This is a genomic window from Pannonibacter sp. CBAS1226 (assembly GCF_055685825.1).
On record NZ_JBVOUO010000001.1, the window covers coordinates 800930 to 823772 of the forward strand.

General features: G+C 63.2%; 25 protein-coding genes. 21 read left to right on the forward strand and 4 right to left on the reverse strand.

Annotated elements, in window-relative coordinates; all coding sequences use genetic code 11:
• Positions 1-17 precede the first annotated feature (17 nt).
• The gene (locus tag AC0CMF_RS03620) at positions 18-1586 is read left to right on the forward strand and encodes a DHA2 family efflux MFS transporter permease subunit (protein ID WP_374628214.1); all 1569 of its coding nucleotides are present in this window, start codon (positions 18-20) and stop codon (positions 1584-1586) included.
• Between the two features lie 91 nt (positions 1587-1677).
• Positions 1678-2316 carry a regulatory protein RecX gene (locus AC0CMF_RS03625; RefSeq protein ID WP_058899779.1) on the forward strand — a complete coding sequence of 213 codons (639 nt, stop codon included), beginning with the start codon at positions 1678-1680 and terminating at the stop codon, positions 2314-2316.
• 25 nt (positions 2317-2341) lie between these two features.
• On the opposite strand, the gene AC0CMF_RS03630 is transcribed toward AC0CMF_RS03625, so the two are convergent.
• Positions 2342-2851: a GNAT family N-acetyltransferase gene (locus tag AC0CMF_RS03630; protein WP_374628216.1), complete on the reverse strand. Its 510-nt coding sequence runs from the start codon at positions 2849-2851 to the stop codon at positions 2342-2344.
• Positions 2852-3127: 276 nt separating this feature from the next.
• On the opposite strand from AC0CMF_RS03630, the gene AC0CMF_RS03635 reads away from it, so the two are divergent.
• The 11 genes from AC0CMF_RS03635 (at position 3128) to AC0CMF_RS03685 (ending at position 12192) form a co-directional block, all read left to right on the forward strand.
• Entirely contained in the window at positions 3128-3706 is a 579-nt protein-coding gene (locus tag AC0CMF_RS03635; RefSeq protein WP_374628217.1) for a cysteine hydrolase family protein, read from the forward strand.
• A gap of 30 nt (positions 3707-3736) precedes the next feature.
• Positions 3737-4402, forward strand: coding sequence for an NUDIX hydrolase (locus AC0CMF_RS03640; RefSeq protein WP_058899776.1), 666 nt, complete (start codon positions 3737-3739; stop codon positions 4400-4402).
• A 75-nt stretch (positions 4403-4477) separates the two neighbouring features.
• The gene (locus tag AC0CMF_RS03645) at positions 4478-5794 is read left to right on the forward strand and encodes a flavin-dependent oxidoreductase (RefSeq protein ID WP_374628218.1); all 1317 of its coding nucleotides are present in this window, start codon (positions 4478-4480) and stop codon (positions 5792-5794) included.
• 21 nt (positions 5795-5815) lie between these two features.
• On the forward strand, positions 5816-6334 hold the full coding sequence (locus tag AC0CMF_RS03650; protein ID WP_374628219.1) for a DUF3237 domain-containing protein: 519 nt from the start codon (positions 5816-5818) through the stop codon (positions 6332-6334).
• Between the two features lie 460 nt (positions 6335-6794).
• Positions 6795-8243: an amidase gene (locus AC0CMF_RS03655; RefSeq protein ID WP_374628457.1), complete on the forward strand. Its 1449-nt coding sequence runs from the start codon at positions 6795-6797 to the stop codon at positions 8241-8243.
• 7 nt (positions 8244-8250) lie between these two features.
• Positions 8251-9012: a TetR/AcrR family transcriptional regulator gene (locus AC0CMF_RS03660; RefSeq protein ID WP_122520082.1), complete on the forward strand. Its 762-nt coding sequence runs from the start codon at positions 8251-8253 to the stop codon at positions 9010-9012.
• A 4-nt stretch (positions 9013-9016) separates the two neighbouring features.
• The gene (locus AC0CMF_RS03665; RefSeq protein WP_050471512.1) at positions 9017-9361 is read left to right on the forward strand and encodes a RidA family protein; all 345 of its coding nucleotides are present in this window, start codon (positions 9017-9019) and stop codon (positions 9359-9361) included.
• 104 nt (positions 9362-9465) lie between these two features.
• Positions 9466-10716, forward strand: coding sequence for an NAD(P)/FAD-dependent oxidoreductase (locus AC0CMF_RS03670; protein WP_122520081.1), 1251 nt, complete (start codon positions 9466-9468; stop codon positions 10714-10716).
• A 20-nt stretch (positions 10717-10736) separates the two neighbouring features.
• Positions 10737-11333: a YitT family protein gene (locus AC0CMF_RS03675; protein WP_122520080.1), complete on the forward strand. Its 597-nt coding sequence runs from the start codon at positions 10737-10739 to the stop codon at positions 11331-11333.
• Positions 11334-11389: 56 nt separating this feature from the next.
• Positions 11390-11668, forward strand: coding sequence for a type II toxin-antitoxin system TacA family antitoxin (locus AC0CMF_RS03680; RefSeq protein ID WP_094461733.1), 279 nt, complete (start codon positions 11390-11392; stop codon positions 11666-11668).
• Entirely contained in the window at positions 11665-12192 is a 528-nt protein-coding gene (locus tag AC0CMF_RS03685) for a GNAT family N-acetyltransferase (RefSeq protein WP_094461732.1), read from the forward strand. The genes AC0CMF_RS03680 and AC0CMF_RS03685 overlap by 4 nt, the downstream gene beginning before the upstream one ends.
• A 53-nt stretch (positions 12193-12245) precedes the next feature.
• Here the strand turns inward: AC0CMF_RS03685 and arfB are convergent, their stop codons facing one another.
• Positions 12246-12698, reverse strand: a complete 453-nt coding sequence (gene arfB / locus AC0CMF_RS03690; RefSeq protein ID WP_122520079.1) for an alternative ribosome rescue aminoacyl-tRNA hydrolase ArfB — start codon at positions 12696-12698, stop codon at positions 12246-12248.
• A gap of 231 nt (positions 12699-12929) precedes the next feature.
• Between arfB and AC0CMF_RS03695 the strand changes: the two genes are divergently transcribed.
• Complete coding sequence (locus AC0CMF_RS03695; protein ID WP_050471517.1) at positions 12930-13187, forward strand: hypothetical protein; 258 nt, start codon at positions 12930-12932, stop codon at positions 13185-13187.
• A 133-nt stretch (positions 13188-13320) separates the two neighbouring features.
• Here the strand turns inward: AC0CMF_RS03695 and AC0CMF_RS03700 are convergent, their stop codons facing one another.
• Both AC0CMF_RS03700 and AC0CMF_RS03705 read right to left on the reverse strand, forming a co-directional pair.
• Entirely contained in the window at positions 13321-14043 is a 723-nt protein-coding gene (locus AC0CMF_RS03700) for a TetR family transcriptional regulator C-terminal domain-containing protein (RefSeq protein ID WP_122520078.1), read from the reverse strand.
• Positions 14040-14708, reverse strand: a complete 669-nt coding sequence (locus tag AC0CMF_RS03705; protein ID WP_122520077.1) for a TetR/AcrR family transcriptional regulator — start codon at positions 14706-14708, stop codon at positions 14040-14042. Before AC0CMF_RS03705 ends, AC0CMF_RS03700 begins: the two co-directional genes overlap by 4 nt.
• Positions 14709-15127: 419 nt before the next feature.
• Between AC0CMF_RS03705 and aptA the strand changes: the two genes are divergently transcribed.
• The 7 genes from aptA to AC0CMF_RS03740 all read left to right on the forward strand — a co-directional run bounded on the left by aptA (position 15128) and on the right by AC0CMF_RS03740 (position 22754).
• The gene (aptA, locus tag AC0CMF_RS03710) at positions 15128-16462 is read left to right on the forward strand and encodes an omega-aminotransferase AptA (RefSeq protein ID WP_058899767.1); all 1335 of its coding nucleotides are present in this window, start codon (positions 15128-15130) and stop codon (positions 16460-16462) included.
• A 132-nt stretch (positions 16463-16594) separates the two neighbouring features.
• The gene (locus AC0CMF_RS03715) at positions 16595-18091 is read left to right on the forward strand and encodes a CoA-acylating methylmalonate-semialdehyde dehydrogenase (RefSeq protein ID WP_374628224.1); all 1497 of its coding nucleotides are present in this window, start codon (positions 16595-16597) and stop codon (positions 18089-18091) included.
• A gap of 54 nt (positions 18092-18145) precedes the next feature.
• Positions 18146-19396: a Zn-dependent hydrolase gene (locus AC0CMF_RS03720; protein WP_374628225.1), complete on the forward strand. Its 1251-nt coding sequence runs from the start codon at positions 18146-18148 to the stop codon at positions 19394-19396.
• A gap of 348 nt (positions 19397-19744) precedes the next feature.
• A complete protein-coding gene (locus AC0CMF_RS03725; RefSeq protein WP_374628458.1) occupies positions 19745-20014 on the forward strand; it encodes a GIY-YIG nuclease family protein in 270 nt (89 codons plus the stop codon).
• Positions 20015-20366: 352 nt separating this feature from the next.
• Positions 20367-20837, forward strand: coding sequence for a GNAT family N-acetyltransferase (locus AC0CMF_RS03730; RefSeq protein ID WP_374628226.1), 471 nt, complete (start codon positions 20367-20369; stop codon positions 20835-20837).
• Positions 20838-20904: 67 nt separating this feature from the next.
• Complete coding sequence (gene hydA, locus AC0CMF_RS03735; RefSeq protein ID WP_374628227.1) at positions 20905-22362, forward strand: dihydropyrimidinase; 1458 nt, start codon at positions 20905-20907, stop codon at positions 22360-22362.
• Positions 22363-22370: 8 nt separating this feature from the next.
• Positions 22371-22754 (forward strand): hypothetical protein, encoded by a 384-nt coding sequence (locus AC0CMF_RS03740; protein ID WP_374628228.1) that lies wholly within the window; start codon positions 22371-22373, stop codon positions 22752-22754.
• Positions 22755-22843 lie beyond the last annotated feature (89 nt).

Sequence of the window (22843 nt, forward strand, 5' to 3'; positions counted from 1 at the left end):
AGGGCGGCGGACGCAACATGACAGACGCAACGATGGCCGTTCCGACCCAACCCGTCGTGACCCCACGCAGGATGCTGACCTTCCTGTGCATGGTTTTCGGCATGTTCATGGCGATCCTGGACATCCAGATCGTCTCGGCCTCCCTGTCGGAGATCCAGGCCGGGCTTGGCGCCTCCAGCGATGAAATTCCGTGGGTGCAGACCAGCTATCTGATCGCCGAAGTGATCATGATTCCGCTGTCCGGCTATCTGTCGCGCATGCTCTCGACCCGCTGGATGTTTGCCATCTCCGCCGGCGGCTTCACCGCCATGAGCTTCATGTGCGCCACGGCCACGACGATCAACGAAATGATCCTCTGGCGCACGCTGCAGGGCTTTCTCGGCGGCGGCATGATCCCCACCGTGTTTGCGACGGCCTATCTGATCTTCCCGCGTGAGAAATTCAGCATCGTGTCGCCGATCATCGGCCTCGTTGCAACGCTGGCCCCGACCATCGGCCCGACGCTGGGCGGCTATCTCACCGACTTCATGTCCTGGCACTGGCTGTTCCTGATCAACGTCATTCCCGGCATCTTCGTGACGATTGCCGCCATTTCGCTGATCGACTTCGACGAGCCGGACATGAGCCTTCTCGACAAGTTCGACTGGACCGGCTTTGCCGCCATGGCGGTGTTCCTCGGGTCGCTCGAATATGTGCTGGAGGAGGGGACCAATGACGACTGGTTCCAGAGCGAACATATCGTCCTGTTCTCCGTGCTCTCGGGTGCCGCCGCGCTGCTGTTCTTCTACCGGGCCTTCACGGTGGACGAGCCGGTGGCGGATCTGCGCGCCTTCGGCAACAAGAACTTCGCCATGGGCAGCCTGTTCAGCTTCGTCATGGGCATCGGACTCTATGGCCTGACCTATCTTTATCCGGTCTATCTCTCCGGCATCCGCGGCTATACCGCGCTGCAGATCGGCGAGACCATGTTCGTCAGCGGCCTTGCCATGTTCCTGACCGCGCCCATCGCAGGACGGTTGATGAGCGTGCTCGATCCGCGCGTGATGATGGGCATCGGCTTTGGCGGCTTTGCGCTCGGTACCTATCTTGTCACCGGTCTGACGCAGGACTGGGATTTCTACGAGCTGCTGCTGCCGCAGATCCTGCGCGGCTGCTCCCTGATGCTGTGCATGGTGCCGATCAACAACATTGCCCTCGGCATGCTGCCGCCGCAGATGATCAAGAACGCGTCCGGCCTGTTCAATCTGACGCGGAACCTCGGCGGTGCCGTGGGCCTTGCGCTGATCAACTCCTTCCTGACCGAACGGCGCGCCTTCCACTACGAGCGCCTGGCCGAAAGCGTCAATGGCGCCCGCGAGCCGGTGCAGGAAACCATGTCCATGCTGACGCAGGCCTATGCGCCGCTGGGCGATGCCGCCCCCACAGCGGCCCTCAATGCGGTGAAGGGCATGGTCACCCAGCAGGCCTTCATCATGTCCTTCATCGACATGTTCATGCTGCTGACCCTGCTGTTCATCTGCCTGCTGGCCGCCATCTTCTTTGTCGAAAAGCCGAAACTGAACTCCGGCGGCGGAGGAGGGCACTGATGCCCTCCGGTCAGACTTGGCCATTTTACTCTTGAAAAATCCAATATTTCCAATACCTTGATTGGTATGGAACGGATTTTCGGAGGGCTTCATGGCCGATGACGGCGCGCAGGACCATCCGGCCAGCGCCCGGACAGACGGCCGCAGCGACGTAAGGCCGGCGTCTGCAGGGCCCGCTGGCGGCAAGGCACAACGCCGGGCGCCGCGCATTCCGACAGAGGAGCGCCTCACGCGGCAGGCCTTGGCTTATCTGGAGCGCTACGCCACGTCGCTGGCCAATCTGCGGCTTGTGCTGGAGCGCAAGGTTTCCCGCGCCGCCCGCCACCATGGCACGGATGCAAGCGTTTATGCGCCGATGATCGAGACGGTGCTGGACAAGTGCAGCCGCAGCGGTCTGGTGAACGACCAGACCTTTGCCGAAACCAAACTCGCCAGCCTGCGCCGCAAGGGAGCCTCCACACGCAAGATCGCCGCACAACTGGGGGCCAAAGGTGTGGCGCGTCAGATGATCGATGCGGTGCTGGATCAGGACGAAACCTCGGACGCCAGCGCCGCCCGCCGCTTTGCGCAGCGCCGCAGGCTCGGGCAGTGGCGCAAGGGCCACCAGGACGAGAGCCCGGAAACCCGCCGCGACAAGGACCGCAAGGACATGGCCGCCATGTGCCGCGCCGGCCACTCCATCTCCGCCGCCCGCGCCGCCTTGCAGTACGTGGAGGGAATGGAAGAGTGAGCGGCAGGAACGGCGAAATCGACGATCAAAACCGGTTCTGGCCCGGCAGGGTCTTCGTCAGGTCGCAAACATTCAACTCGAGGCCGCCACGAGAACTGGCAGAGCGCCGCTGCTGAATGGAATATCCATGATGTAAGTAAAAATCGAGCGCAGATAGAGCAGCGTCAATGTGAATTGATCTGTGACCCTTTTTCTCAATTGCTTTTTCTGCATGCTCCAGAAGAAGAGATCCAATGCCTGACCGCCCGGTTTCCGGATCAACATAAAGACCAATTATTTCATCATCTTTGCATGAACAGAAGCCGCATATTTTATTGCCTGTTTCAGCAACCAAAAAAGTCTGTCCTTTGATGGTCATCGCCTCAACGTAATTTTCAGGCTTGAGCCCGGTCGCCCAACTCTCGCATTCATCCTGAGAATAGGCGGCGCGGCCAGAGATCAAAATGGCGCTTTCGTGGATCTGGATCAAGCGAGCACAATCGTCTATCGCGGCCAGCCGAACTTTGATCTTTGAACCATCAGCGGCTTTTTTCATTTGGGGTGATCCCAGCTCGAAGCTGCGGCTTCGCGTTCGTCCATCTCACCAGCGCTCCGTTTCGAATGGCACGTTTCCCAATACCAGTTCCAGATGAGTTTGACTCACAGGAAGCTTGCCAAGCTGGGGAACTCAGCTCACGCACACAAATGTCGGATAAGATATATTATGGAACTTATCTATATACGGTGAGATTGGCGCCGAAGCGCCGCCGCTTGTCACAGGCTGCCCGTTGCATATCACCCGTCACATGCCTCCCGTCACATGGATGACACGGTGCTGCGGTTGTTTCGCGCCATGGCCTCACATTGCCTCATCATCATCGATCTGCTCAACGACTTTCTCGACAGCTGTGACGCCGGGCGAACGGCGGAGCTGATTGCGCAGACCAACCGGCTGGCCGCTGCCTTCCGGATGGCCGGGCTTCCCGTCATCTGGGTGCGTCAGGAGTTCGAGCCAGGCCTCAGCGATGCCTTTGCCGAAATGCGTGAGCGCAACATCAAGGCCACCATCATGGGCACGCGCGGCGCGCAGCTTCATGCGGATCTCGACTGGCGGCCCGGAGATGTGGTCATCGTCAAGAAGCGCTACAGCGCTTTCTTCCGGACAGACCTTGAAGACCGGCTGGCGCATATGGGCGCCGGGCATGTGGTTCTGTGCGGCATCAACACCCATGCCTGCGTCCGCATGACTGCCATCGATGCCTATCAGCGCGATCTGCGCGTCACCATTGCACGGGACTGCACGGCCTCCTATGACGAGGAACACGCCCGTGTCTCGCTGGCCTATATGGACGGCAAAATCGCGACAGTTGCGCCGGCTTCTGCCATTCTAAAGGCCATCGCGGCCCGCTGAATGACCCGTCCGGACTGTGGAGCCAGAGCCTTGTTTTCAAGCCATAATACGGAAATCAAAGACCTGATCAGCGCCTTTTGCGCGGCCCATCCGGCGCGTCTCGAAGAGCTTTCCGCCATTGACCGCCTCTGGCGCAGCGATGCGGATATGACGGCTCGTTCAACGGTTCCGGCGCATGTCACCGCAAGTGCCGTGCTGCTGCAGGATGGCAAAGTCCTGATGGTGGAACATCTCACGCTCGGAAAACTGCTGTTTCCCGGCGGACACATCGATGCCGGAGAAATGCCCCATGAAGCTGCCGCCCGGGAACTCGCCGAAGAAACCGGTCTCACCGCGCAGCTGCAGGATAGGCTTCCCATCGATATCGATGTCCACGGCATCCCTGAAAACAGGAAGAAGAACGAGCCGGCGCATGTCCATATCGATCTGCGCTATCTCTTTGCGAACCCGTCCGGCGCGCTTCTTGCCAATCCTGACGAGATATCGGCCCTCAGCTGGGTGTCACCGGACGCCCTTCCCCCGGCGATGCGAAGGGGGCTGGATTGCTTGGGGCAATCAACCAGCATGCTTGTTCATGATTTGAGCCCGGAGGAAACGGCGTCCTTGGCCATCTCCCGGTCACAGGCGGCCCGTGGTGAGTTTGCGTCTGACGAGGATGTGCGCGCCGTCTGGGCAACGCATGGGGTGACGGGCTGATCCCTTCCCGCCAAATCCATTCCCATTTCGCCCTGCTCCCGCTATACCCCTTGCCAAAAGCAAACTCGGGGAGGAATGCGGGTGACGGAACCTCTGGTCCTGATCGCAGGCGGCGGAATTGGCGGCATGGCGCTGGCCTTGACGCTTCATCAGATCGGCGTGCGCTGCAAGGTGTTTGAATCCGTGCGCGAGCTGAAGCCGCTGGGCGTCGGCATCAACATCCAGCCCAATGCGGTGCGCGAGCTGTTCGATCTCGGCATCACGGCAGACATGCTGGACAAGGTGGGTGTTCCGGCGCGCGAATGGGCGCTTGTCGGCCGCAACGGCCAGGAAATCTACGCCGAGCCGCGCGGGCTGGAGGCCGGTTACAACTGGCCGCAATATGCCGTGCACCGGGGCGAACTGCATATGCTGCTCTATGAGACCTTCCGCGCCCGCGCCGGTGAGGAAGCTGTTATTCTGGGGGCGAAGGTTACGGGATACCGCAAGAACCCGGATGGAACCGTCACCGCCCTGCTCCGCCATGCGGATGGTTCTTCCGGCGAGGAAACCGGCACGCTGCTGATCGGCGCTGACGGCATCCACTCGGCCGTGCGCGCGCAGATGCACCCGGACCAGCCGCCGATCCACTGGGGCGGCGCTGTCATGTGGCGCGGCACGGCCATGGCAAAGCCGGTGCGCACCGGCTCATCCTTCATCGGCCTCGGCTCGCACCGGCACCGCATGGTCATCTATCCGATTTCGCCCGTTGATCCGCAGACCGGCCTTGCCCGCATCAACTGGATCGCCGAAGTCACCTATGACGACATCAGCAAGCGCGATGCCACCGGCTGGTTCCGTCAGGTGGAGGTGGAAGATTTCTTCCATCACTTTGCGGACTGGACCTATGACTGGATGGATGTTCCGGCCCTGCTGCGCGGTGCGGATGTCGCCTATGAAAACCCGATGATCGACCGGGACCCGGTGGACACATGGGTGGATGGCCCGGTGGCGCTGATGGGCGATGCGGCCCACGCCATGTATCCGACCGGCTCCAATGGCGCGAGCCAGGCCATCATCGATGCGCGCACGCTCGGTGTCATGATGCTGGCCCATGGCGTCACGCCGGAGGCGCTTGCCGCCTATGACGAAAAGCTCTGCGGCCCCGTCTCCCAGCTCATCCTGCGCAACCGGGGCGCAGGCCCCTTCGGCCTTCTCAACATGGTGGACGAGCGCTGTGGCGGCGACTTTGACAACATTGATGACGTGATTTCTCCCGAAGAGCGCGCCAGCTTCATGGGCGCCTACAAGGCCGCTGCCGGCTTTGCCAAGGACGCCCTCAACGCCGCCCCGCGCATGATTGCCGAAGGTGCAAGGGTGCCCGCCCCGGCGCCTGTGTCGGCGCCTGTGTGAACCTCAGGAAGGAAGCCGCAGATGACAAGCCGAACGCCGGAAGACTTGAGCCGCGAAGCCCCTGCCCCAGAATCCCCTGCCCTGGCGGCGCCACGCCTTGTGCACATGTGCGATCTGAGGGTCGAGGTCGCGCCGCCGCGCGCCATGGGGCAAGGCAGAGGCGGCGAGCGCAAGATCATGCAGATCACCGGCGGCACGGTCTCCGGCCCCCGTCTCAATGGCCGCATTCTCAATCTGGGCGCGGACTGGCTGACGCTGCACGAAGGCGGGCTGGCGGTGCTTGATGCCCGCTATGCCTTCGAGACCGAGGACGGCGCCCTCATCGAAATGCGCGACAGCGGCTTCCGCCATGGCCCGGCGGATGTGATGGCAGAGCTTGCCAAAGGCGGCGATGTCTCCCCCGACGCCTATTACATGCGCTCCTCCGCAAGGCTCGAAACCGGCGACCCGCGCTATCAATGGGTCAACCGCACCATCTTCGTCAGCCGCGGCGCCAGGCTCGGCAAGGGCGTGGTCATCAGCCTGTTCGCGGTGGAGTGAGGAAGAACCTCATCTGGGTTCCGCATTAATTTCTGCCCGATGCCACAAATCCGGCGCCGCCCCGGGCGGAGCGGAGCGCAGACCCGGGGGCTGCTCGCTTGCAGAGCGGTGAAATGAACCGCGAAGGCGCAGCAGGCGCATGAGCTCATCCTTTTCTCACCTTCAGCAGATTTTGGCATCTCTCTGCAAATGAGTGGGCCCCGGCTCAAAGGCCGGGGCGACGCTGCGGTAAATTGTGACGCGGTGCTGAAATCAGGTCAGCACGCAGCGTCTCACCATTGCCTTTCCTCGCAGAGTGCGTGTCTGACCTCCTCCTCAAATCAATTGAACATCGTGCAATTGTGCGCTAGCGATAGAGGCAGATGCCACTTCCGCTGGAGCCTTGCCGATGTCTGCAGCCGCCCGTCCCCTTTCTACTGCCACAGACCCGGCTGATCTTGGCGCTGTTGAAGCGCGGCAGATGATGGTGCGGCGGCAGTTGTCAGCGGCGGAACTGGCGCAGGCCTGCATCCGCCGGGTGGAAGCGGTGGACCACGCGGTCAATGCACTGGTCGCGCGGGATTTCGACGCTGTGCTGAAGGATGCGAAGGTGGCCGATGAGGCGCTGGCGCGCGGCGATGCGCTTGGCCCGCTGCATGGCCTGCCCTTTGGCGTCAAGGACATGATCGACGTGAAGGGCCTGCCGACCACCTTCGGCTCGGAACTCTTTGCCAGGAACATCGCCGCGAAGGACGATGCCATCGTTGCAGCCATGCGGGCGGCAGGTGCCATTCCGCTGGGCAAGACCAACAATCCGGAATGGAGCGCGGGCGGCAACACCCGCAACCGGGTCTATGGCGTCACCGCCAATCCGCATGACGTGACCCGCAGCTGCGCCGGCTCGTCCGGCGGCTCCGCCGTGGCGCTCGCCTGCGGATATGCACCGCTGGCGACGGGCTCGGACACGGGGGGGTCCTTGCGCAATCCCGCGGCCTTTTGCGGCACCGTCGGCTTCCGTCCCAGCCCCGGCGTGGTGCCGGGCGATACGCGTTCCATCGGCCTCATCCCCATGTCCACCTCCGGCCCCATGGCGCGTTCCGTCGCCGATGCGGGGCTGATGCTCTCGGTTTTGGCCCGCGCTGACCGCAAGGACCCCTACACCACGGTGATCAACGGCCGCACGCCCTGGGATGCGCAGAGCTTCGCCGCCCTGCCCCGGCGCGATCTGTCCAGCCTGAAGGTGGCCGTCACCGAAGATTACGGCTTCGCGCCGGTCGAGGGGCTGGTGCGTGATCATTTCCGCAAGGCCGTGAAAACCCTCCTGCCCTTCTTCGGCACGGCCGATGAGGCAACACCGGACTGCGCCCATGCGGACCGGATCTTCTCCGTCCTGCGCGGCGTGGTCTTCGTCAGCACCCACGGCAAGCGGGTGGACGAGTTCCCGGATCTGGTCGGCCCCAATGTCACCGAAAATGTCCGCGAAGGCCGATCCTTCAGCGGTGAGGATGTGGCGGGTGCGCTGACGCAGCAGGGCGCCTATTACCAGCGCTGGCAGGCTTTCTTCGAGGACTGGGACGTGCTGATCTCGCCAGCCGTCTGCATCAGCCCGCGGGATTGGCACGAGCTTTACCCCACTGAGATCGACGGCAAGCCGACGCTCAGCTACTATCACTGGCTCGCCATGGCCTATGCCTCGACCATTGCAGGCCATCCCTCCATCACCATTCCCTGCGGTTTCGATGCCAATGGCATGCCGTTCGGATTACAGATCGTCGGCAAGCGCCACGACGACCTTGGCGTTCTGACTGTGGCGGCAGAGCTGGAAGCTGTCATTGCCGGCATCGCGGATCTTGCGCCACACGGGCCGGATCTTGCCGCGCTCAAGGCAGCGCCGTGCCTGTCCGAAGCCGATGGCTTCCTGAGCCTTTGAGGGAAAGATGGCAGCTGACACGGACACAGGACAAACCAAACCGCCGCGCGGGCGGGCGGCTTCCATTGGCCTGACACGGGAGCAGATCGTGGCGGCCGCGATTGCCCAGATCGACGAGAAGGGCCTTGCCGGTTTTTCCCTGCGCGAGCTGGCAAGGGCGCTGCAGGTCTCGCCCAATGTCATTTACTGGCATGTGGGCGGCACCAAGGAAGACCTGTTCGCTGCCATTTCCGGCGCGATCACCAGCGCGCTGCCCGCCGGTTTTGACCGCTCGGCGGACTGGCGCCTACGGCTTCGGCAGGTGTTTCTCGGCTACCGGGCGCTGGTGCATGAGCATCCCAACCTCGCGCCACTGCTGGGTGCGGAGATGCAGTCGAACGGCGTGGCCAATCTTGGCTGGGTGGAAACCGTGCTCGCGGCCCTGCGTGATGGCGGCTTTCGCGGGGATGAGTTGACCCGCGCCTTCAATGCCCTGATTGGCGGGCTCGGCGGCTTCGTCACCATGGAGCTTGCCCCCGGCCCGCAAGGCGGCAGCGGCGGCTGGGAGAGCCATTTCCAGCAGCAGGTGGCCACCATCGACCCGGCCCTCTATCCGCTGACCCATGCCGCCCTGCCGGAAATTGCCAACCGCATCTTCGTGCTGCGCTGGCAGAACGGCACGCAGGTGCCTTACGGCGCCAGTTACGAGTTCCTGCTCGACCTCCTGATCAATGGCCTGTCCGCGCTTGGCGAAGGCCGCAAATGCTCTTCAACCCAGAAAGAGGACTGACCCCATGACCGCACCTGCAAAACTTCCCTTCTCCAAGGTCCGCCGCGCCGGCTCCACCGTTTATCTCGCCGGTGAAATCGGCTTTGCCGCAGACGGCACCGTTCCCGAAGGCATTGAGGCACAGACCCGCAACTGCCTGTCGCGCATCAAGGCAACGCTGGAAGGTGAGGGCCTGACCATGGCCCATGTGGTCTCCTGCACCTGCTATCTGACGGACCCCAAGGACTTCGCCGCCTTCAACGCTGTCTATGCGGAGTTCTTCGCCGATCCCCTGCCCGTGCGCACCACGGTCCAGTCCGGCCTGATGATCGATGCGAAGCTGGAAATCACCGTCATCGCGCAGGCGTAAGATCATTCAAACTCCGCGCCGTCCCGGCACAAGGCCGGGACGGCGCGGTGGACAGTTCTCTGCCCCGGCATCGATTTGCCGGCCTCCTTCAAGGAACCTTATGAATGCAGGACATTCTCGTGCTGGGCGCCGGCATGGTGGGCGTTTCAACCGCGCTGGCGCTGCAGGGACGCGGGCATAAGGTGGTGCTGGCGGACAGGAGGCTACCGGGTGAGGAAACCAGCTACGGCAATGCCGGTGTTATTCAGGCCGAGGCCGCTGAGCCCTATGCCATGCCGCGTGATCTGCCGACTCTGCTGCGCTATGTGCTCGGGCAGAGCAATGACCTTGTCTGGTCTCCTGCCGGCATTGCGTCGATGGCCCCTGCCCTGTGGCGCTATTTCCGGGCATCGTCCCCGGCGCGGCACCGGGCAGTCTCTGCCGTTTACAGCCAGCTGACGGCGCAGGCCTGTGCCGCTCATGCGCCGCTGATCGAAGCCTCCGGCAGCGGCAACCTCATTGCCCGCGAGGGACTGGCCATTCTCCACCGGGACCCGAAGGCGTTTGAAACGGAGGCCGGTGAGGCCCGGCGTTTGCAGGAGGCCTATGGCGTGCCGTTCCGGGCTGTGGCCGGGGCTGCATGGATGCGTGAAGAGCCTTCCTTGCGGCAGGCTCCCGCAGGCGTCATTCACTACACAGGCAGTTGGAGCTGCTCCGATCCCGGCGGCCTCACCAAGGCCTATGCCGCGCTCTTTGAAAGCCGTGGCGGGACAATCGCCGCCGCTGATGCCGCAACGCTGCGGCGGACCTCCTCCGGCTGGCAGGTCGCGGGTGCGGAGGGGCCGGCCGGTGCGCAAACCGTGGTGCTTTGCCTCGGCCCCTGGACGGGGCAGCTGCTGAAGCGCTTCGGCATCCCCGTGCCGATGGTACTGAAGCGCGGCTATCACGCCCATTATCAGGCACCGCAGATGCCCCGCCGCCCCTTCCTGGATGCCGCCAACGGCATTGTTGTGGCGGGCATGCGCAAGGGCCTGCGCCTCTCATCAGGGGCCGCGCTGGTGACGCATGGTGCCAAGGCCGATCCGCGCCAGCTGCGCCGGGCAGAGGCCAGTGTTGGCGGGCTGATCGAACTGGGGCCGCGCATCGAGGAGCCGCAATGGTCCGGTACCCGCCCCTGCCTTCCGGGCATGCTGCCCATGGTGGGTCCGGTGCTGCGCGAAACAGGCCTGTGGGTGAATTTCGGCCATGGCCATCAGGGCTTTACATTGGGGCCGGTCACGGCGGATATCCTTGCCCGTGCGCTGGACGGGGAGCTGAAGCAGGATGCCCCCGGCACGTTGCCCCATGCCCTTTCCCCGGCCAGCCAGCTGTCCTGATCCTTCGGAGCCCTCCGGCCATGTCCAGAGCCAAAGACATTTTCGATGACGTGCAGGGGCTTGCCTTCGGCATCATCATGACCAGCCTCGGTGTCGTGTTCCTCAAGGCCGCCGGGCTGGTGACGGGGCAGCTGGCGGGCCTCTCGGTTCTTGTCTCCATGGCAACGCCCCTGCCCTTCGGTCTGGCGTTCTTCTGCGTCAACCTGCCCTTCTATGTGCTGGCCTGGCGGCGGCGCGGGGCAGGTTTCACCCTGCGCACGCTGATATCGGTTGCAGGTATCTCGCTGCTGTCGCCGCTGCTGGGGGACCTGATCACCTTCCATCAGCTGCCCGTGCCGCTGGCGGGCGTTCTTGCCGGCTGCTGCTGCTCCATCGGTCTCATCGCCCTGTTCCGCCACAAGGCCAGCGCCGGCGGCATCGGCATTCTCGGCCTCTATCTGCAGGAAACCCGCGGCATCCCGGCCGGCTGGGTGCAGATGGCGCTGGATCTGCTCATCTTCACCGGCGCGCTTTTCGTCATCGCGCCTGACAAGCTCGTCTGGTCGCTCCTGGGCGCGCTGATCATGAACCTGCTGATCGCCTGGAACTTCCGCCTGCCGAAGGCGCAAGAAGCGTAAGTTTGACGGCAGGGCTCCTTTTCTGTACTCTTTGAAGACATACGGAGATAAGTGCGATGCCCAGGGCCGCTGTTGAAGACAATGAACGCATGAACCTGCGCATCCCGGCGGAGGTGAAGGCAAAGCTTGTCCGTGCGGCAGCCCTGAAGCACACGGACCTTACCAGCTTCGTCACGCAAACGGCTTTGCGTGAAGCCGAAGCCGTGATTGAAGAGGCTGAATCCCTCAAGGCCTCCAGCCGGGATTTCACGAGGATCATGACGCTTCTTGAAAATCCGCCCAAGGCAAATGACCGTCTGGCTGCGGCCATCCACGCTCTGCCTGAATCATTGTGAACCTGCCCGGCTGGCATGAGGAGCCTGTGGCGAAGGCTCATGACCGCGACGCCTTTGATTGCGGGGATGCAGACCTCAATGTCTTCCTGCGGCGCTATGCACGCCAAAGCCATGAGATGAACGCCTCCAAGACCTTCTGTGCAATTTCCGATGCGCAGCCCAACCGCGTTCTCGGTTTCTACACACTCGCTCCGGCCAGTGTCGACTATGCCGAGGTTCCCTCTCACATGACACGGCGGATTGCCCGGCATGAAGTGCCCGGCTTCCGTCTGGCCCGGCTGGCCGTCGATGTTTCCATGGCGGGCAAGGGTCTTGGCGGCCAGTTGCTGGCGGCTGCCGCCCTCAGATGCCTGCGCCTTGCAAATGACGGTGGTGGCCTGTTGCTGATCATCGATGCCAAATCGGACCGGGCAGCGTCCTGGTACCGGAGCTTTGGCGCCGAGCCCTTGCAGGACAGCCCCCTGACGCTGGTCATTCCACTGGCAACCTTTGCCCCGGGCCTCAAAACCAAAGGCCTTCTATAGCTCACAAACCGCGCCCTTCATGAGTTATAGAACACCAGTCTATAGCCCATCCCCTACTCCACCGGCCCACTGCCGCGCATCTTCTTGATCGTGCCGCGGTGCTTCTTGCCTTCGACGCGGCGGCGTTTGGAGGCGAGCGTCGGCCGGGTCGCCTTGCGGGGCTTGTCGCGGTGGGCAGCGCGCGCCAGCAACTCAATCAGCCGGGCCAGTGCGTCGTCCCGGTTCATCTGCTGGGTGCGGAACCGGTCGGCCTGAATGATGATCTCGCCGCTGCGCGTCAGCCGGCTGCCGGCAAGCTCTGCCGCCCGTGCCTTCACATCCTCCGGCAGGCTTGTGTTGCCGGCAAGATCAAAGCGCAGCTGCACGGCGGTCGAAACCTTGTTGACGTTCTGCCCGCCCGGACCGGAGGCGCGGATGAACTCCTCGCGCAGGTCCGCTTCCTCGATGAAAAGCCGCCCGGTCACGGGAATACGGCCGCGCGGCGGCATGCCGTTCTCTTCCGCCATAGTCCCGCCTCCTTTGCTCCCGTCCGCCTGCATTACGGCGGAATTGCGCGCATCCATCTTAAAAAGATTTAACAAAACAATGGCTTGGCAGAATGCCCGGAAAGGCGGATGCTGATCTTGCCTTCCGGAGCGGCCAGCCAAGCCCTCCCCCACAGCGCTCCACGCGCCGCTCCGGGCAAGGCGGATGCTTCCTGCAGGTCCTTATGGCCTGATAACCCAGGAGTTGGTGAAATGAAACTGCAGAAGATGATTGCCCCGGTCCTTGCCGCTTCCTTCCTTGCCACCATGGCAGGCGGCGCATTCGCAGCCACCACGATGAAGCGGGCGGACACCGGAGCACCTGCACAGCACCAGACGCAGCTGCTGACGAAGACTTCGGCCACCAAACCGGCCGCAGCCGCCCAGACGGGCAAGACACAGCAGAAGTCCGCAAGCAGCGGCACGGCCTCCAGTGCCTCTGGCACGGCGCTTCACAAGAAGAAGGGCTGAGCCTTGACCGCCCATCCCGTCAGGAGATCCCCGCCCTGACGCTCCCTGCGGTCTCTCAAGACATCTGACCTCCCGCAAGGGCTGCGGCGCTGCCACTGGCGCCGCAGCCTTTCGCGTTTCAGCCCTATCCCTTTCAGGCCGGTTTCAGCCCCAGAGAAGACAGCACCAGCCCGCAGACCGTCTCCGCCGCCCCTTCGCGGAACTCCGGGTCTTCCAGCGACTTGCCCGTCACCATGCGGATCTGGGTTTCGAAATCGGCATAGTGCTGTGTCATGGCCCAGATCATGAAGATGAGATGCACCGGATCGGCGGGCCGGATCAGCCCCTTGTCCATCCAGAGCCGGATGACACCGGCCTTCTCGCGCACCAGTTCCTTCAGATCCTCCTCCAGCACCTTGCGGATGCGCGGGGCGCCCTGCAGCACCTCGTTGGCAAAGAGGCGCGAGGCTTCCGGCAGATCCGCGGACATCTGCAGCTTCTGGCGGATATAGGCGGTCAGTTCCGAGGCCGGATCGCCCTCCGGATCAAGACGGCGCAAGGGGGCAAGCCAGACTTCCAGAATATAGGCCAGAACCGCCTCATAAATCTCTGTCTTGGAGCGGAAGTAATAGAGCAGGTTCGACTTGGACATGCCCGCCCCGCCGGCAATTGCTTCCAGCGTCGCACCGGAAAAGCCAAGGCGGGAGAACTCGGCCAGCGCCGCATCCAGCAGGCGGCTGCGGTTCAGTTCCTGAATGCGGCTGAGATTGCCATCCTCGTTCTGCGCCGCAGCGCCTGTGCTGCGGGCCGTGCGGGTGCGCGGGCGCGGCGTGCGGGCACGGGCCGGAGGATGGCCGGAAGAAGTCTGATCCGTCATGCCGCACTGTCTCCACCCTGAGCCCCGGTGCAAGCCTTGGGCCTTATGCCGACGCCCGATAGCACGATTCGCACCACGTTCTCCCGGGCCAAGGCGAACTGTGCCTCCGACAGGGGCGCTCCGCCGTTCAGCGTCTCGATCTGATGAATGAAGTCAGCGTAGTGCTGGGTCGTCGCCCAGATCATGTAGAGCAGCGTGCGCGGGTCGACCGGGTCCATCCGCCCCTCCGCCACCCAGCGGTCGATGATGGCAATGCGGCTCGCGGTCCAGTCGCGCAGCGTTGTTTCGAGATAGTCCTGGATGACGGGCGCCCGGTGCAGGATCTCGTTGGCCCAGACCTTGGACCCCATGGGATGCTGCCGGGAAATGTCCATTTTGGTGGTGATGTAGCGGGTCAGCGCCTCTTCCGGATCCTCGCAGTCATCGAAGGAATTGGCCGCTTCCAGCCAGATCGTGAAGATGTTTTCCACCACCTGGCGGTACAGCGCTTCCTTGGTGGCAAAGTAGTAGTGCAGGTTCGCCTTGGGGATGCCGGCCCGGGCGGCGATCATGCCCGTGGTGGCGCCCCGGTAGCCGTGTTCGGCGAACACCGCTTCGGCGGCCTCAAGGATCGCCCGTTCGGTTTCCGCCCGCGCTGTGCTCCGGCTGGATGGCTTGTGCTCCATTGCCCCCCGCTTCCTGTCCCCGCTGCTGGCCAGCCTATTGCGGCGCAGCACATCTGTGGTCAGATTTTCATCCTGCCGATGAAATTATCATCTTGACCGTCTGGTCAAGGATTCATACGCTCCTTGACCAATTGGTCAGGTTTCTTTCGGGCTCTCTCGAAGCGGCCTGACCGCAAAACACAAGACCCCGAACGGGGCATGTCCAGAGATCGACTGGCCCGCACGCGGCAACAAGACTGCGGCAGGCCATGAAGGGAACAGCGCAGGTGCAAAATCGCAAGACGATGACGGACAACCGTGCCCGGCACTGCTAGGCTCAGGCTACCCGTGTTCGCCTGAAGCCGAACCCGTGTGCAAGTTTGCTGCAGCCACGACCGTGTTTCCGTGCCGCATCGGGCCGGAACCGGCAAGGAGGAACTATGTCTGACAAGGCCGCGTCCGCTGCCATTCCCAACAATCTGGAAGCCTTCTGGATGCCGTTCACCTCGAACCGCCAGTTCAAGAAGGCGCCGCGCATGTTCGTCGCGGCCAAGGACATGCATTACACCACGGCCGAGGGCAACAAGGTGCTGGACGGCACGGCCGGCCTGTGGTGCTGCAACGCGGGCCACTCGCGCCCGCGCATCGTGGAAGCGGTGCAGAAGCAGATCGCCGAGCTGGATTATGCCCCGGCCTTCCAGATGGGCCATCCCAAGGCCTTTGAACTGGCGGCCCGCCTTGCCGCCATGCTCCCCTCGCCGATGGACCACGTGTTCTTCACCAACTCGGGTTCGGAAAGCGTCGATACGGCGCTGAAGATCGCGCTCGCCTATCAGCGCGCTATCGGCCAGGGCACCCGCACCCGGCTGATCGGGCGCGAGCGCGGCTATCACGGTGTTGGCTTCGGCGGCATTTCCGTTGGCGGCATCGTCAACAACCGCAAGCATTTCGGCACCATGCTGACCGGCGTCGATCACATCCGCCACACCCATGATCCCGTCCGCAATGCCTTCTCGCGCGGCGAGCCGGAGCATGGCGCGGAATTTGCCGATGACCTGATCAAGGTCATCCAGCTGCATGATCCCTCAACCATCGCCGCCGTCATCGTCGAGCCGGTGGCCGGGTCCACGGGCGTTCTGATCCCGCCGAAGGGATACCTCAAGCGCCTGCGCGAGCTTTGCACCCAGCATGGCATCCTGCTGATCTTCGACGAAGTGATCACCGGTTTCGGCCGCATCGGCACGCCGTTCGCCACCGATTATTTCGACGTGATGCCGGACATGATCACCACGGCCAAGGGCATCACCTCGGGCGTCATTCCGATGGGCGCCGTGTTCTGCACCAAGCAGATCTACGAGACCTTCATGACCGGCCCGGAGCACATGATCGAGCTGTTCCACGGCTATACTTACTCGGCCCATCCGGTCGCCTGCGCCGCAGCGCTTGCCACCCTCGACACCTACGAGGAAGAGGGCCTGCTGACCCGTGCGGCCGATCTTGCCTCCTACTGGGAAGCGGCGGTGCATTCGCTGAAGGACTGCCCGCATGTGATCGACATCCGCAACCTCGGCCTCATCGGCGCCATCGAGCTGGAATCGATCCCCGGCGAGCCGACGAAGCGCGCCTTCTCGGCCTTCCTGAAGGCCTATGAAGACGGCATCCTCATCCGCACCACGGGCGATATCATCGCCCTGTCGCCGCCGCTGATCATCTCGAAGGAGCAGATCGACGAGCTGTTCGGCAAGCTGCGCAAGGTGCTGGAAAACAACATCTGATGAAGCGTTGCGTCAGGGCGGGACCGCCTGCCCTGACGCGGCACCAAAGCCCCGCACACACAACAAGATGATGCCAGACCGCCGCCAGGCCCCCGCTTGCGCGCTCCAAGGCAGAACCCGGAAACGCGACCCATGAAGACCATTCACAACATCATCGCCGGCAAGGAAACGCCCGTCACCTCCGGCAAGGTTTCGCCCGTGTTCAACCCGGCAACCGGCGAGCAGGTGGCCGAACTCGGCCTGTCCAATGCCGCCGATGTGGCCGGTGCCATCGCTGCGGCCAAGGCGGCCTTCCCGGCTTGGCGCGACACGCCGCCGCTGAAGCGCGCGCGGTTCATGTTCCGCTTCAAGGAACTTCTGACAGCCAACGCGGACAACATCGCGCGGGCGATTTCCGCCGAACATGGCAAGACCCATGACGATGCGCTGGGGGAAGTCGCGCGCGGCATCGAGGTCGTTGAATTTGCCTGCGGCATTCCGCATCTGCTGAAGGGTGATTTCGCCCGCAACGTGGGACCAGCCATCGACAGCTATTGCGACCGCCAGCCGCTGGGCGTCGTCGCCGGCATCACGCCGTTCAATTTCCCGGCCATGGTGCCGTTGTGGATGTATCCGATCTCGGTTGCCTGCGGAAACACCTTCATCCTGAAGCCGTCCGAGCGGGACCCTTCCGCCGTCATGGTGGTGTATGAGCTGTTCCGCGAGGCCGGTTTCCCGGAAGGCGTGCTCAACGTGGTTCATGGCGGCAAGGAGGCCGTGGATGTGCTGCTCACCCACCCGGATGTGAAGGCCGTGTCCTTCGTCGGCTCCACCCCGATTGCCGAATATGTCTATGCCACCGGCACCGCCCATGGAAAACGTGTGCAGGCGCTTGGCGGGGCGAAGAACCACATGATCATCATGCCCGACGCGGACATGGATCAGGCCGCCGACGCGCTGATGGGCGCAGGCTACGGCTCTGCCGGTGAGCGCTGCATGGCCATTTCCGTCGCCGTGCCGATTGGCGAGAAGACCGCCGATGCCTTGATCGAAAGGCTGGTGCCGCGTGTGCAGGCCCTCAAGATCGGCCCGGCCACGGACAAGGACGCCGAAATGGGCCCGGTCATCACCGAGGCACACAAGCGCAAGGTGCTGGGCTACATCGATCAGGGCGTCAAGGAAGGCGCAGAGCTGCTGGTCGATGGCCGTGGCTTCTCGCTGCAGGGCTATGAGAACGGCTATTTCGTCGGCGGCACCCTGTTCGACCGGGTCACCCCGGACATGACCATCTACAAGGAAGAGATCTTCGGCCCGGTGCTCTCCGTGGTGCGGGCCAAGGGCTATGACGAGGCGCTCCACCTCATCAGCACCCACGAGTATGGCAACGGCACCGCCATTTTCACCCGCGACGGCGACGCCGCCCGCGCCTTTGCCGACCGGATCGAGGTGGGCATGGTCGGCATCAACGTGCCAATCCCGGTGCCGGTCGCCTATTTCTCCTTCGGCGGCTGGAAGCGCTCGCTCTTCGGCGATCATTCCATCTACGGCCCGGAAGGCGTGCGCTTCAACACCCGCCTCAAGACGGTGACCACCCGCTGGCCGGCCGGCATCAAGGACGGCGCGGTCTTCACCTTCCCCAGCCTCGACTGAGGCTGGCCAGAGGACCAGATCCCGCCAGCGGCGCAATTTTCAAGGCAGAGCACGATGACAGCACTCGGACAGAACCTGAAGATCAACCCGGACCGGCTGTGGGACAGCCTGATGGACATGGCCAAGGTCGGTCCCGGCATTGCAGGCGGCAACAACCGCCAGACCCTGACGGATGCCGATGCCGCAGGACGCAGGCTGTTCCAGTCCTGGTGCGAGGACGCAGGCCTGACCATGGGCGTCGACAAGATGGGCACCATGTTCATGACCCGGGCGGGCGCCGATCCGGACGCCCTGCCCGTCTATGTGGGTTCGCATCTCGACACCCAGCCGACCGGCGGCAAATATGACGGGGTGCTCGGCGTTCTGGCCGGGCTGGAGCTGGTGCGCACGCTGAATGATCTCAGCATCAAGACGAAGCATCCCATCGTTGTCACCAACTGGGCCAACGAGGAAGGCGCCCGCTTTGCTCCTGCGATGCTCGCCTCCGGCGTTTTCGCCGGGGTGCACAGCCTTGACTATGCCTATGGCCGCAAGGACCCGGAGGGCAAGACCTATGGTGATGAGCTGAAGCGCATCGGCTGGCTGGGCGACGAAGAAGTGGGCGCCCGCAAGATGCACGCCTATTACGAGCTGCACATCGAGCAGGGGCCGATTCTGGAGGCTGAAGGCAAGCAGATCGGCGTCGTCACTCATTGCCAGGGCCTGTGGTGGCTGGAATTCACCCTGACAGGCCGCGAGGCGCACACCGGCTCCACGCCGATGAACCTGCGCGTCAACGCTGGGCTTGCCATGTCGCGCATTCTGGAAATGGTCCAGAGCGTTGCCATGGACCATCAGCCCGGCGCCGTTGGCGGGGTCGGTCAGGTCTTCTTCTCGCCCAACTCCCGCAACGTGCTGCCCGGTCAGGTGGTCTTCACCGTCGACATCCGTACACCCGACCTTGCCAAACTCACCTCGATGCGCGCCCGCATCGAGGCGGAAGCCGCCACCATCTGCGAGGCGCTCGGCGTCGGCTGTTCGGTGGAGGCTGTCGGCCATTTCGATCCGGTGACCTTCGACCCGAAACTCGTCTCCAGCGTGCGCTCCGCCGCCGAACGGCTCGGCTACAGCCACATGAACATCATCTCGGGCGCCGGCCACGACGCCTGCTGGGCCGCCAAGGTCGCCCCCGCCACCATGATCATGTGCCCCTGCGTGGGCGGGCTCTCGCATAACGAGGCTGAGGAGATTTCCAAGGAATGGGCGGGCGCGGGCTGTGATGTTCTGCTGCACTCGGTGCTGGAGACGGCGGAAGTGGTGGGGTGAGCATTTTACTTCACCCTTGTGATCCCAACGCTGCCTCTCCTCTCGCGCCGTCCCGGCCTTGTGCCGGGACCTGTAAGGGACGCACGGCATTCGAAGCGGCTGCTGAACGGAGTACAACACGGTAACGCAGGCCTCACTTCAAATAACGGGTCCCGGCACAAGGCCGGGACGGCGCGGAGCGGGATTTAAGGTTTGGAGAGACAAAGGCTCGGAGGACGGATGGTTCTTGAATTTGAAGTCTACAGGTCAGATGGCGATGCAAACTGCGCGCAAATGCCAACCCCACGCACCGTCCCGGCCTTGTGCTGGGACCTGTAAGGGAGACTGGAGCTGAGCCATTTTGTCTACATTCTCGCAAACCAGCCTCATGGCGCGATCTACGTCGGGTCAACGCGGGATTTGAGACAGAGACTGGAACAGCACCGGGCGGGAACTGTGGTGGCGCATACGCGGCGGTACAACATCAAGACCCTCGTCTATTTTGAACAGCATGAAACCGTCATCGAAGCGCTGCACCGGGAGAAAAGGCTGAAACGATGGCCACGGATCTGGAAGGAAAATCTGATCACCGAACACAATCCCGGCTGGTGGGATGTATCGGACCAGATCCCCTACTGAAGACGTGGCATGCAGAAACAACACGGACTTCACGCAGCATAACAGGTCCCGGCACAAGGCCGGGACGGTGCGGAGTGAGGTTGGAAGACAGAGGAACACACACGGCGTGGGTCGGGGGACACTTGTACGGAATCGGGAAATTTCGCTCATGCCCCTCCCCACACGCCGTCCCGGCCTTGTGCCGGGACCTGTAAGGAAGGTACCGCATAGGACGTTGATCCGGTGGTCAAAGAAGACAGAAGAGCCCGCTGATGCAGGCCTCACTCCACATAACAGGTCCCGGCACAAGGCCGGGACGGCGCGGAGTGGGGGGCAAGTCTCGAACAGAACCATGAACCACAGAAAGCACCGCATGACATCGCTGCGCATCGCCATCGAAACACCTGACCAGCCCGAGGTTCTGGAGCTTCTGACGCAGTCGGATGCCTATGCGGACAGTCTCTATCCGCCGGAGGGCAATTTCGGCTCGCCGCTTGAGGATCTGATGCGGGCCGATGTGGATTTCATCGTGGTGCGCAAGGGGGATGGTGAGGCGATCGGCTGCGGGGCGGTGAAGTGGTTCGACGAAGGCAGCGGCGAGCTGAAGCGCATTTTCGTTGATCCGGCCGCACGCGGCATGGGGGCCGGGCGGGCGCTGATGGAGAAGCTGGAACATCTGGCGCGGGAGCGCGGCGTGCGGCAGCTTTATCTGGAAACGGGTGAGCTCAATGTGGAGGCGGTGCGCATGTACAAGGCTTTCGGTTATGCGCCCTGCGGGCCTTTCGGGCCCTATGAGGACAATCCCTACAGCCTGTTCATGAGCAGAAGCCTCAGCGGAAACTGACACGAAGACAGCCGCGCAATGCTTCGCGAAGGGGCAACAGCGCGGAAACGGAAAAAAGGGAACAGACATGGCAAGCACTGTGATCAAGGGCGGAACCGTGGTGACCGCCGACCTCACCTACGAGGCCGATGTGAAGATCGAGGGCGGCAGGATCATCGAGATCGGCAAGAACCTCTCCGGCGATACCGTGCTGGATGCCACGGGCTGCTATGTCATGCCGGGCGGCATCGACCCGCATACCCACCTTGAGATGCCCTTCATGGGCACCTATTCCGCCGATGACTTCGACAGCGGCACCCGCGCGGCGCTGGCGGGGGGCACCACGATGGTGGTGGATTTCGCCCTGCCCTCGCCCGGCCAATCGCTGCTGGAGGCGCTGTCCATGTGGGACAACAAGTCCACCCGCGCCCATTGCGACTATTCCTTCCACATGGCGATCACTTGGTGGGGCGAGACGGTCTTCAACGAGATGGAAACCATCGTTCGCGAGAAGGGCATCAACACCTTCAAGCATTTCATGGCCTACAAGGGCGCGCTGATGGTGAATGACGACGAGATGTTCGCCTCGTTCCAGCGCTGCGCCGAACTGGGGGCCTTGCCGCTCGTCCATGCGGAAAACGGCGATGTGGTCGCCTCGCTGCAGCAGAAGCTGTTGGCCGAAGGCAACAACGGGCCGGAGGCGCATGCTTACTCCCGTCCGCCGGAAGTGGAAGGCGAGGCCACCAACCGCGCCATCATGATTGCCGACATGGCCGGTGTGCCGGTCTATATCGTCCACACCTCGTCCGAACAGGCGCATGAGGCGATCCGCCGGGCGCGCCAGAACGGCATCCGTGCCTATGGCGAGCCGCTGATCCAGCATCTGACGCTGGACGACAGCGAATACCGCCATGCCGACTGGGACCACGCCGCCCGCCGGGTGATGAGCCCGCCGTTCCGTGACAGGAAGCATCAGGACAGCCTCTGGGCCGGCCTTGCCTCCGGCTCGCTGCAGGTGGTGGCGACGGACCATTGCGCCTTTACCACGGATCAGAAGCGCTTCGGCCTTGGCGACTTCACCAAGATCCCGAACGGCACCGGCGGCCTGGAAGACCGTATGCCCATGCTTTGGACTTACGGCGTTGCAACGGGCCGGCTGACGATGAACGAATTCGTCGCCGTTACCTCCACCAACATCGCCAAGATCATGAACATGTATCCCAAGAAGGGCGCCATTCTCGTGGGCGCGGATGCGGATATCGTGGTCTGGGACCCGGCGAAGGAAAAGACCATTTCCGCCGCCAGCCAGCAGTCGGCCATCGACTACAACGTCTTCGAAGGCAAGACGGTGAAGGGCCTGCCCCGCTTCACCCTCACCCGTGGCCGTGTGGCCGTGGAAGACGGCACGGTGCGCCCGCAGGAAGGCCACGGCCAGTTCGTCAAGCGCGAGCCCTATCAGGCGGTCAACAAGGCGCTTTCCACCTGGAAGGAACTCACCGCCCCCCGCAAGGTGGAACGCACCGGCATTCCGGCGAGCGGAGTGTGAGACAGACCATGGCCGTCCGTCTCCCCGGCCCTTGTGCCTTCGTCATGCTTCTGCTTTGCGGCAGCGCCCTGGCCGCAGACGGCACGGGCCGGCTCGACGGACGTTACGGGGATGAGGAGGGCTGTATCCTTGCACGCACCGGCAGCACGGCGGGAGACGGTTTTTTCTTTCTGATGGATGATGAGGGCATTTCAACCGCCGTGTCATATTGCGCCTTTTCGGCAGAGCGCAAGACAGGCGCAGACGGCATTGAAATCGAGGCGCAATGCCGCGAGGAGGGCGAGGAAGAAGCGGTGCCATTCACCCTCATCCTTTCGCAGCAGGCAGATGGCTATCTCGTCACCTTTCCGGACGGAATGAGCTGGGGGCCACTGATGCGGTGCCTGCCGTAAGCTGGCAGAAGAGCAGTGAAAATGGGCGAGAGGCATCCGCATGACACGGGGAAAATCCGGCGGCGGGTGAGCAGCAACAGCGGGGAACG

Bases quoted from the DNA above. Each gene is read 5' to 3' on its own strand.
- AC0CMF_RS03670 (WP_122520081.1), top strand. From the start codon at position 9,466: ATGCAGGACATTCTCGTGCTGGGCGCCGGCATGGTGGGCGTTTCAACC.
- AC0CMF_RS03655 (WP_374628457.1), top strand. From the start codon at position 6,795: ATGATGGTGCGGCGGCAGTTGTCAGCGGCGGAACTGGCGCAGGCCTGC.
- AC0CMF_RS03675 (WP_122520080.1), top strand. From the start codon at position 10,737: ATGTCCAGAGCCAAAGACATTTTCGATGACGTGCAGGGGCTTGCCTTC.
- AC0CMF_RS03645 (WP_374628218.1), top strand. From the start codon at position 4,478: ATGCGGGTGACGGAACCTCTGGTCCTGATCGCAGGCGGCGGAATTGGC.
- AC0CMF_RS03715 (WP_374628224.1), top strand. From the start codon at position 16,595: ATGAAGACCATTCACAACATCATCGCCGGCAAGGAAACGCCCGTCACC.
- AC0CMF_RS03620 (WP_374628214.1), top strand. From the start codon at position 18: ATGACAGACGCAACGATGGCCGTTCCGACCCAACCCGTCGTGACCCCA.
- AC0CMF_RS03705 (WP_122520077.1), bottom strand. From the start codon at position 14,708: ATGGAGCACAAGCCATCCAGCCGGAGCACAGCGCGGGCGGAAACCGAA.
- AC0CMF_RS03730 (WP_374628226.1), top strand. From the start codon at position 20,367: ATGACATCGCTGCGCATCGCCATCGAAACACCTGACCAGCCCGAGGTT.
- AC0CMF_RS03740 (WP_374628228.1), top strand. From the start codon at position 22,371: ATGGCCGTCCGTCTCCCCGGCCCTTGTGCCTTCGTCATGCTTCTGCTT.
- AC0CMF_RS03680 (WP_094461733.1), top strand. From the start codon at position 11,390: ATGCCCAGGGCCGCTGTTGAAGACAATGAACGCATGAACCTGCGCATC.
- aptA (WP_058899767.1), top strand. From the start codon at position 15,128: ATGTCTGACAAGGCCGCGTCCGCTGCCATTCCCAACAATCTGGAAGCC.
- arfB (WP_122520079.1), bottom strand. From the start codon at position 12,698: ATGGCGGAAGAGAACGGCATGCCGCCGCGCGGCCGTATTCCCGTGACC.
- AC0CMF_RS03665 (WP_050471512.1), top strand. From the start codon at position 9,017: ATGACCGCACCTGCAAAACTTCCCTTCTCCAAGGTCCGCCGCGCCGGC.
- AC0CMF_RS03650 (WP_374628219.1), top strand. From the start codon at position 5,816: ATGACAAGCCGAACGCCGGAAGACTTGAGCCGCGAAGCCCCTGCCCCA.
- AC0CMF_RS03700 (WP_122520078.1), bottom strand. From the start codon at position 14,043: ATGACGGATCAGACTTCTTCCGGCCATCCTCCGGCCCGTGCCCGCACG.
- AC0CMF_RS03695 (WP_050471517.1), top strand. From the start codon at position 12,930: ATGAAACTGCAGAAGATGATTGCCCCGGTCCTTGCCGCTTCCTTCCTT.
- AC0CMF_RS03660 (WP_122520082.1), top strand. From the start codon at position 8,251: ATGGCAGCTGACACGGACACAGGACAAACCAAACCGCCGCGCGGGCGG.
- AC0CMF_RS03720 (WP_374628225.1), top strand. From the start codon at position 18,146: ATGACAGCACTCGGACAGAACCTGAAGATCAACCCGGACCGGCTGTGG.
- AC0CMF_RS03625 (WP_058899779.1), top strand. From the start codon at position 1,678: ATGGCCGATGACGGCGCGCAGGACCATCCGGCCAGCGCCCGGACAGAC.
- AC0CMF_RS03630 (WP_374628216.1), bottom strand. From the start codon at position 2,851: ATGAAAAAAGCCGCTGATGGTTCAAAGATCAAAGTTCGGCTGGCCGCG.
- hydA (WP_374628227.1), top strand. From the start codon at position 20,905: ATGGCAAGCACTGTGATCAAGGGCGGAACCGTGGTGACCGCCGACCTC.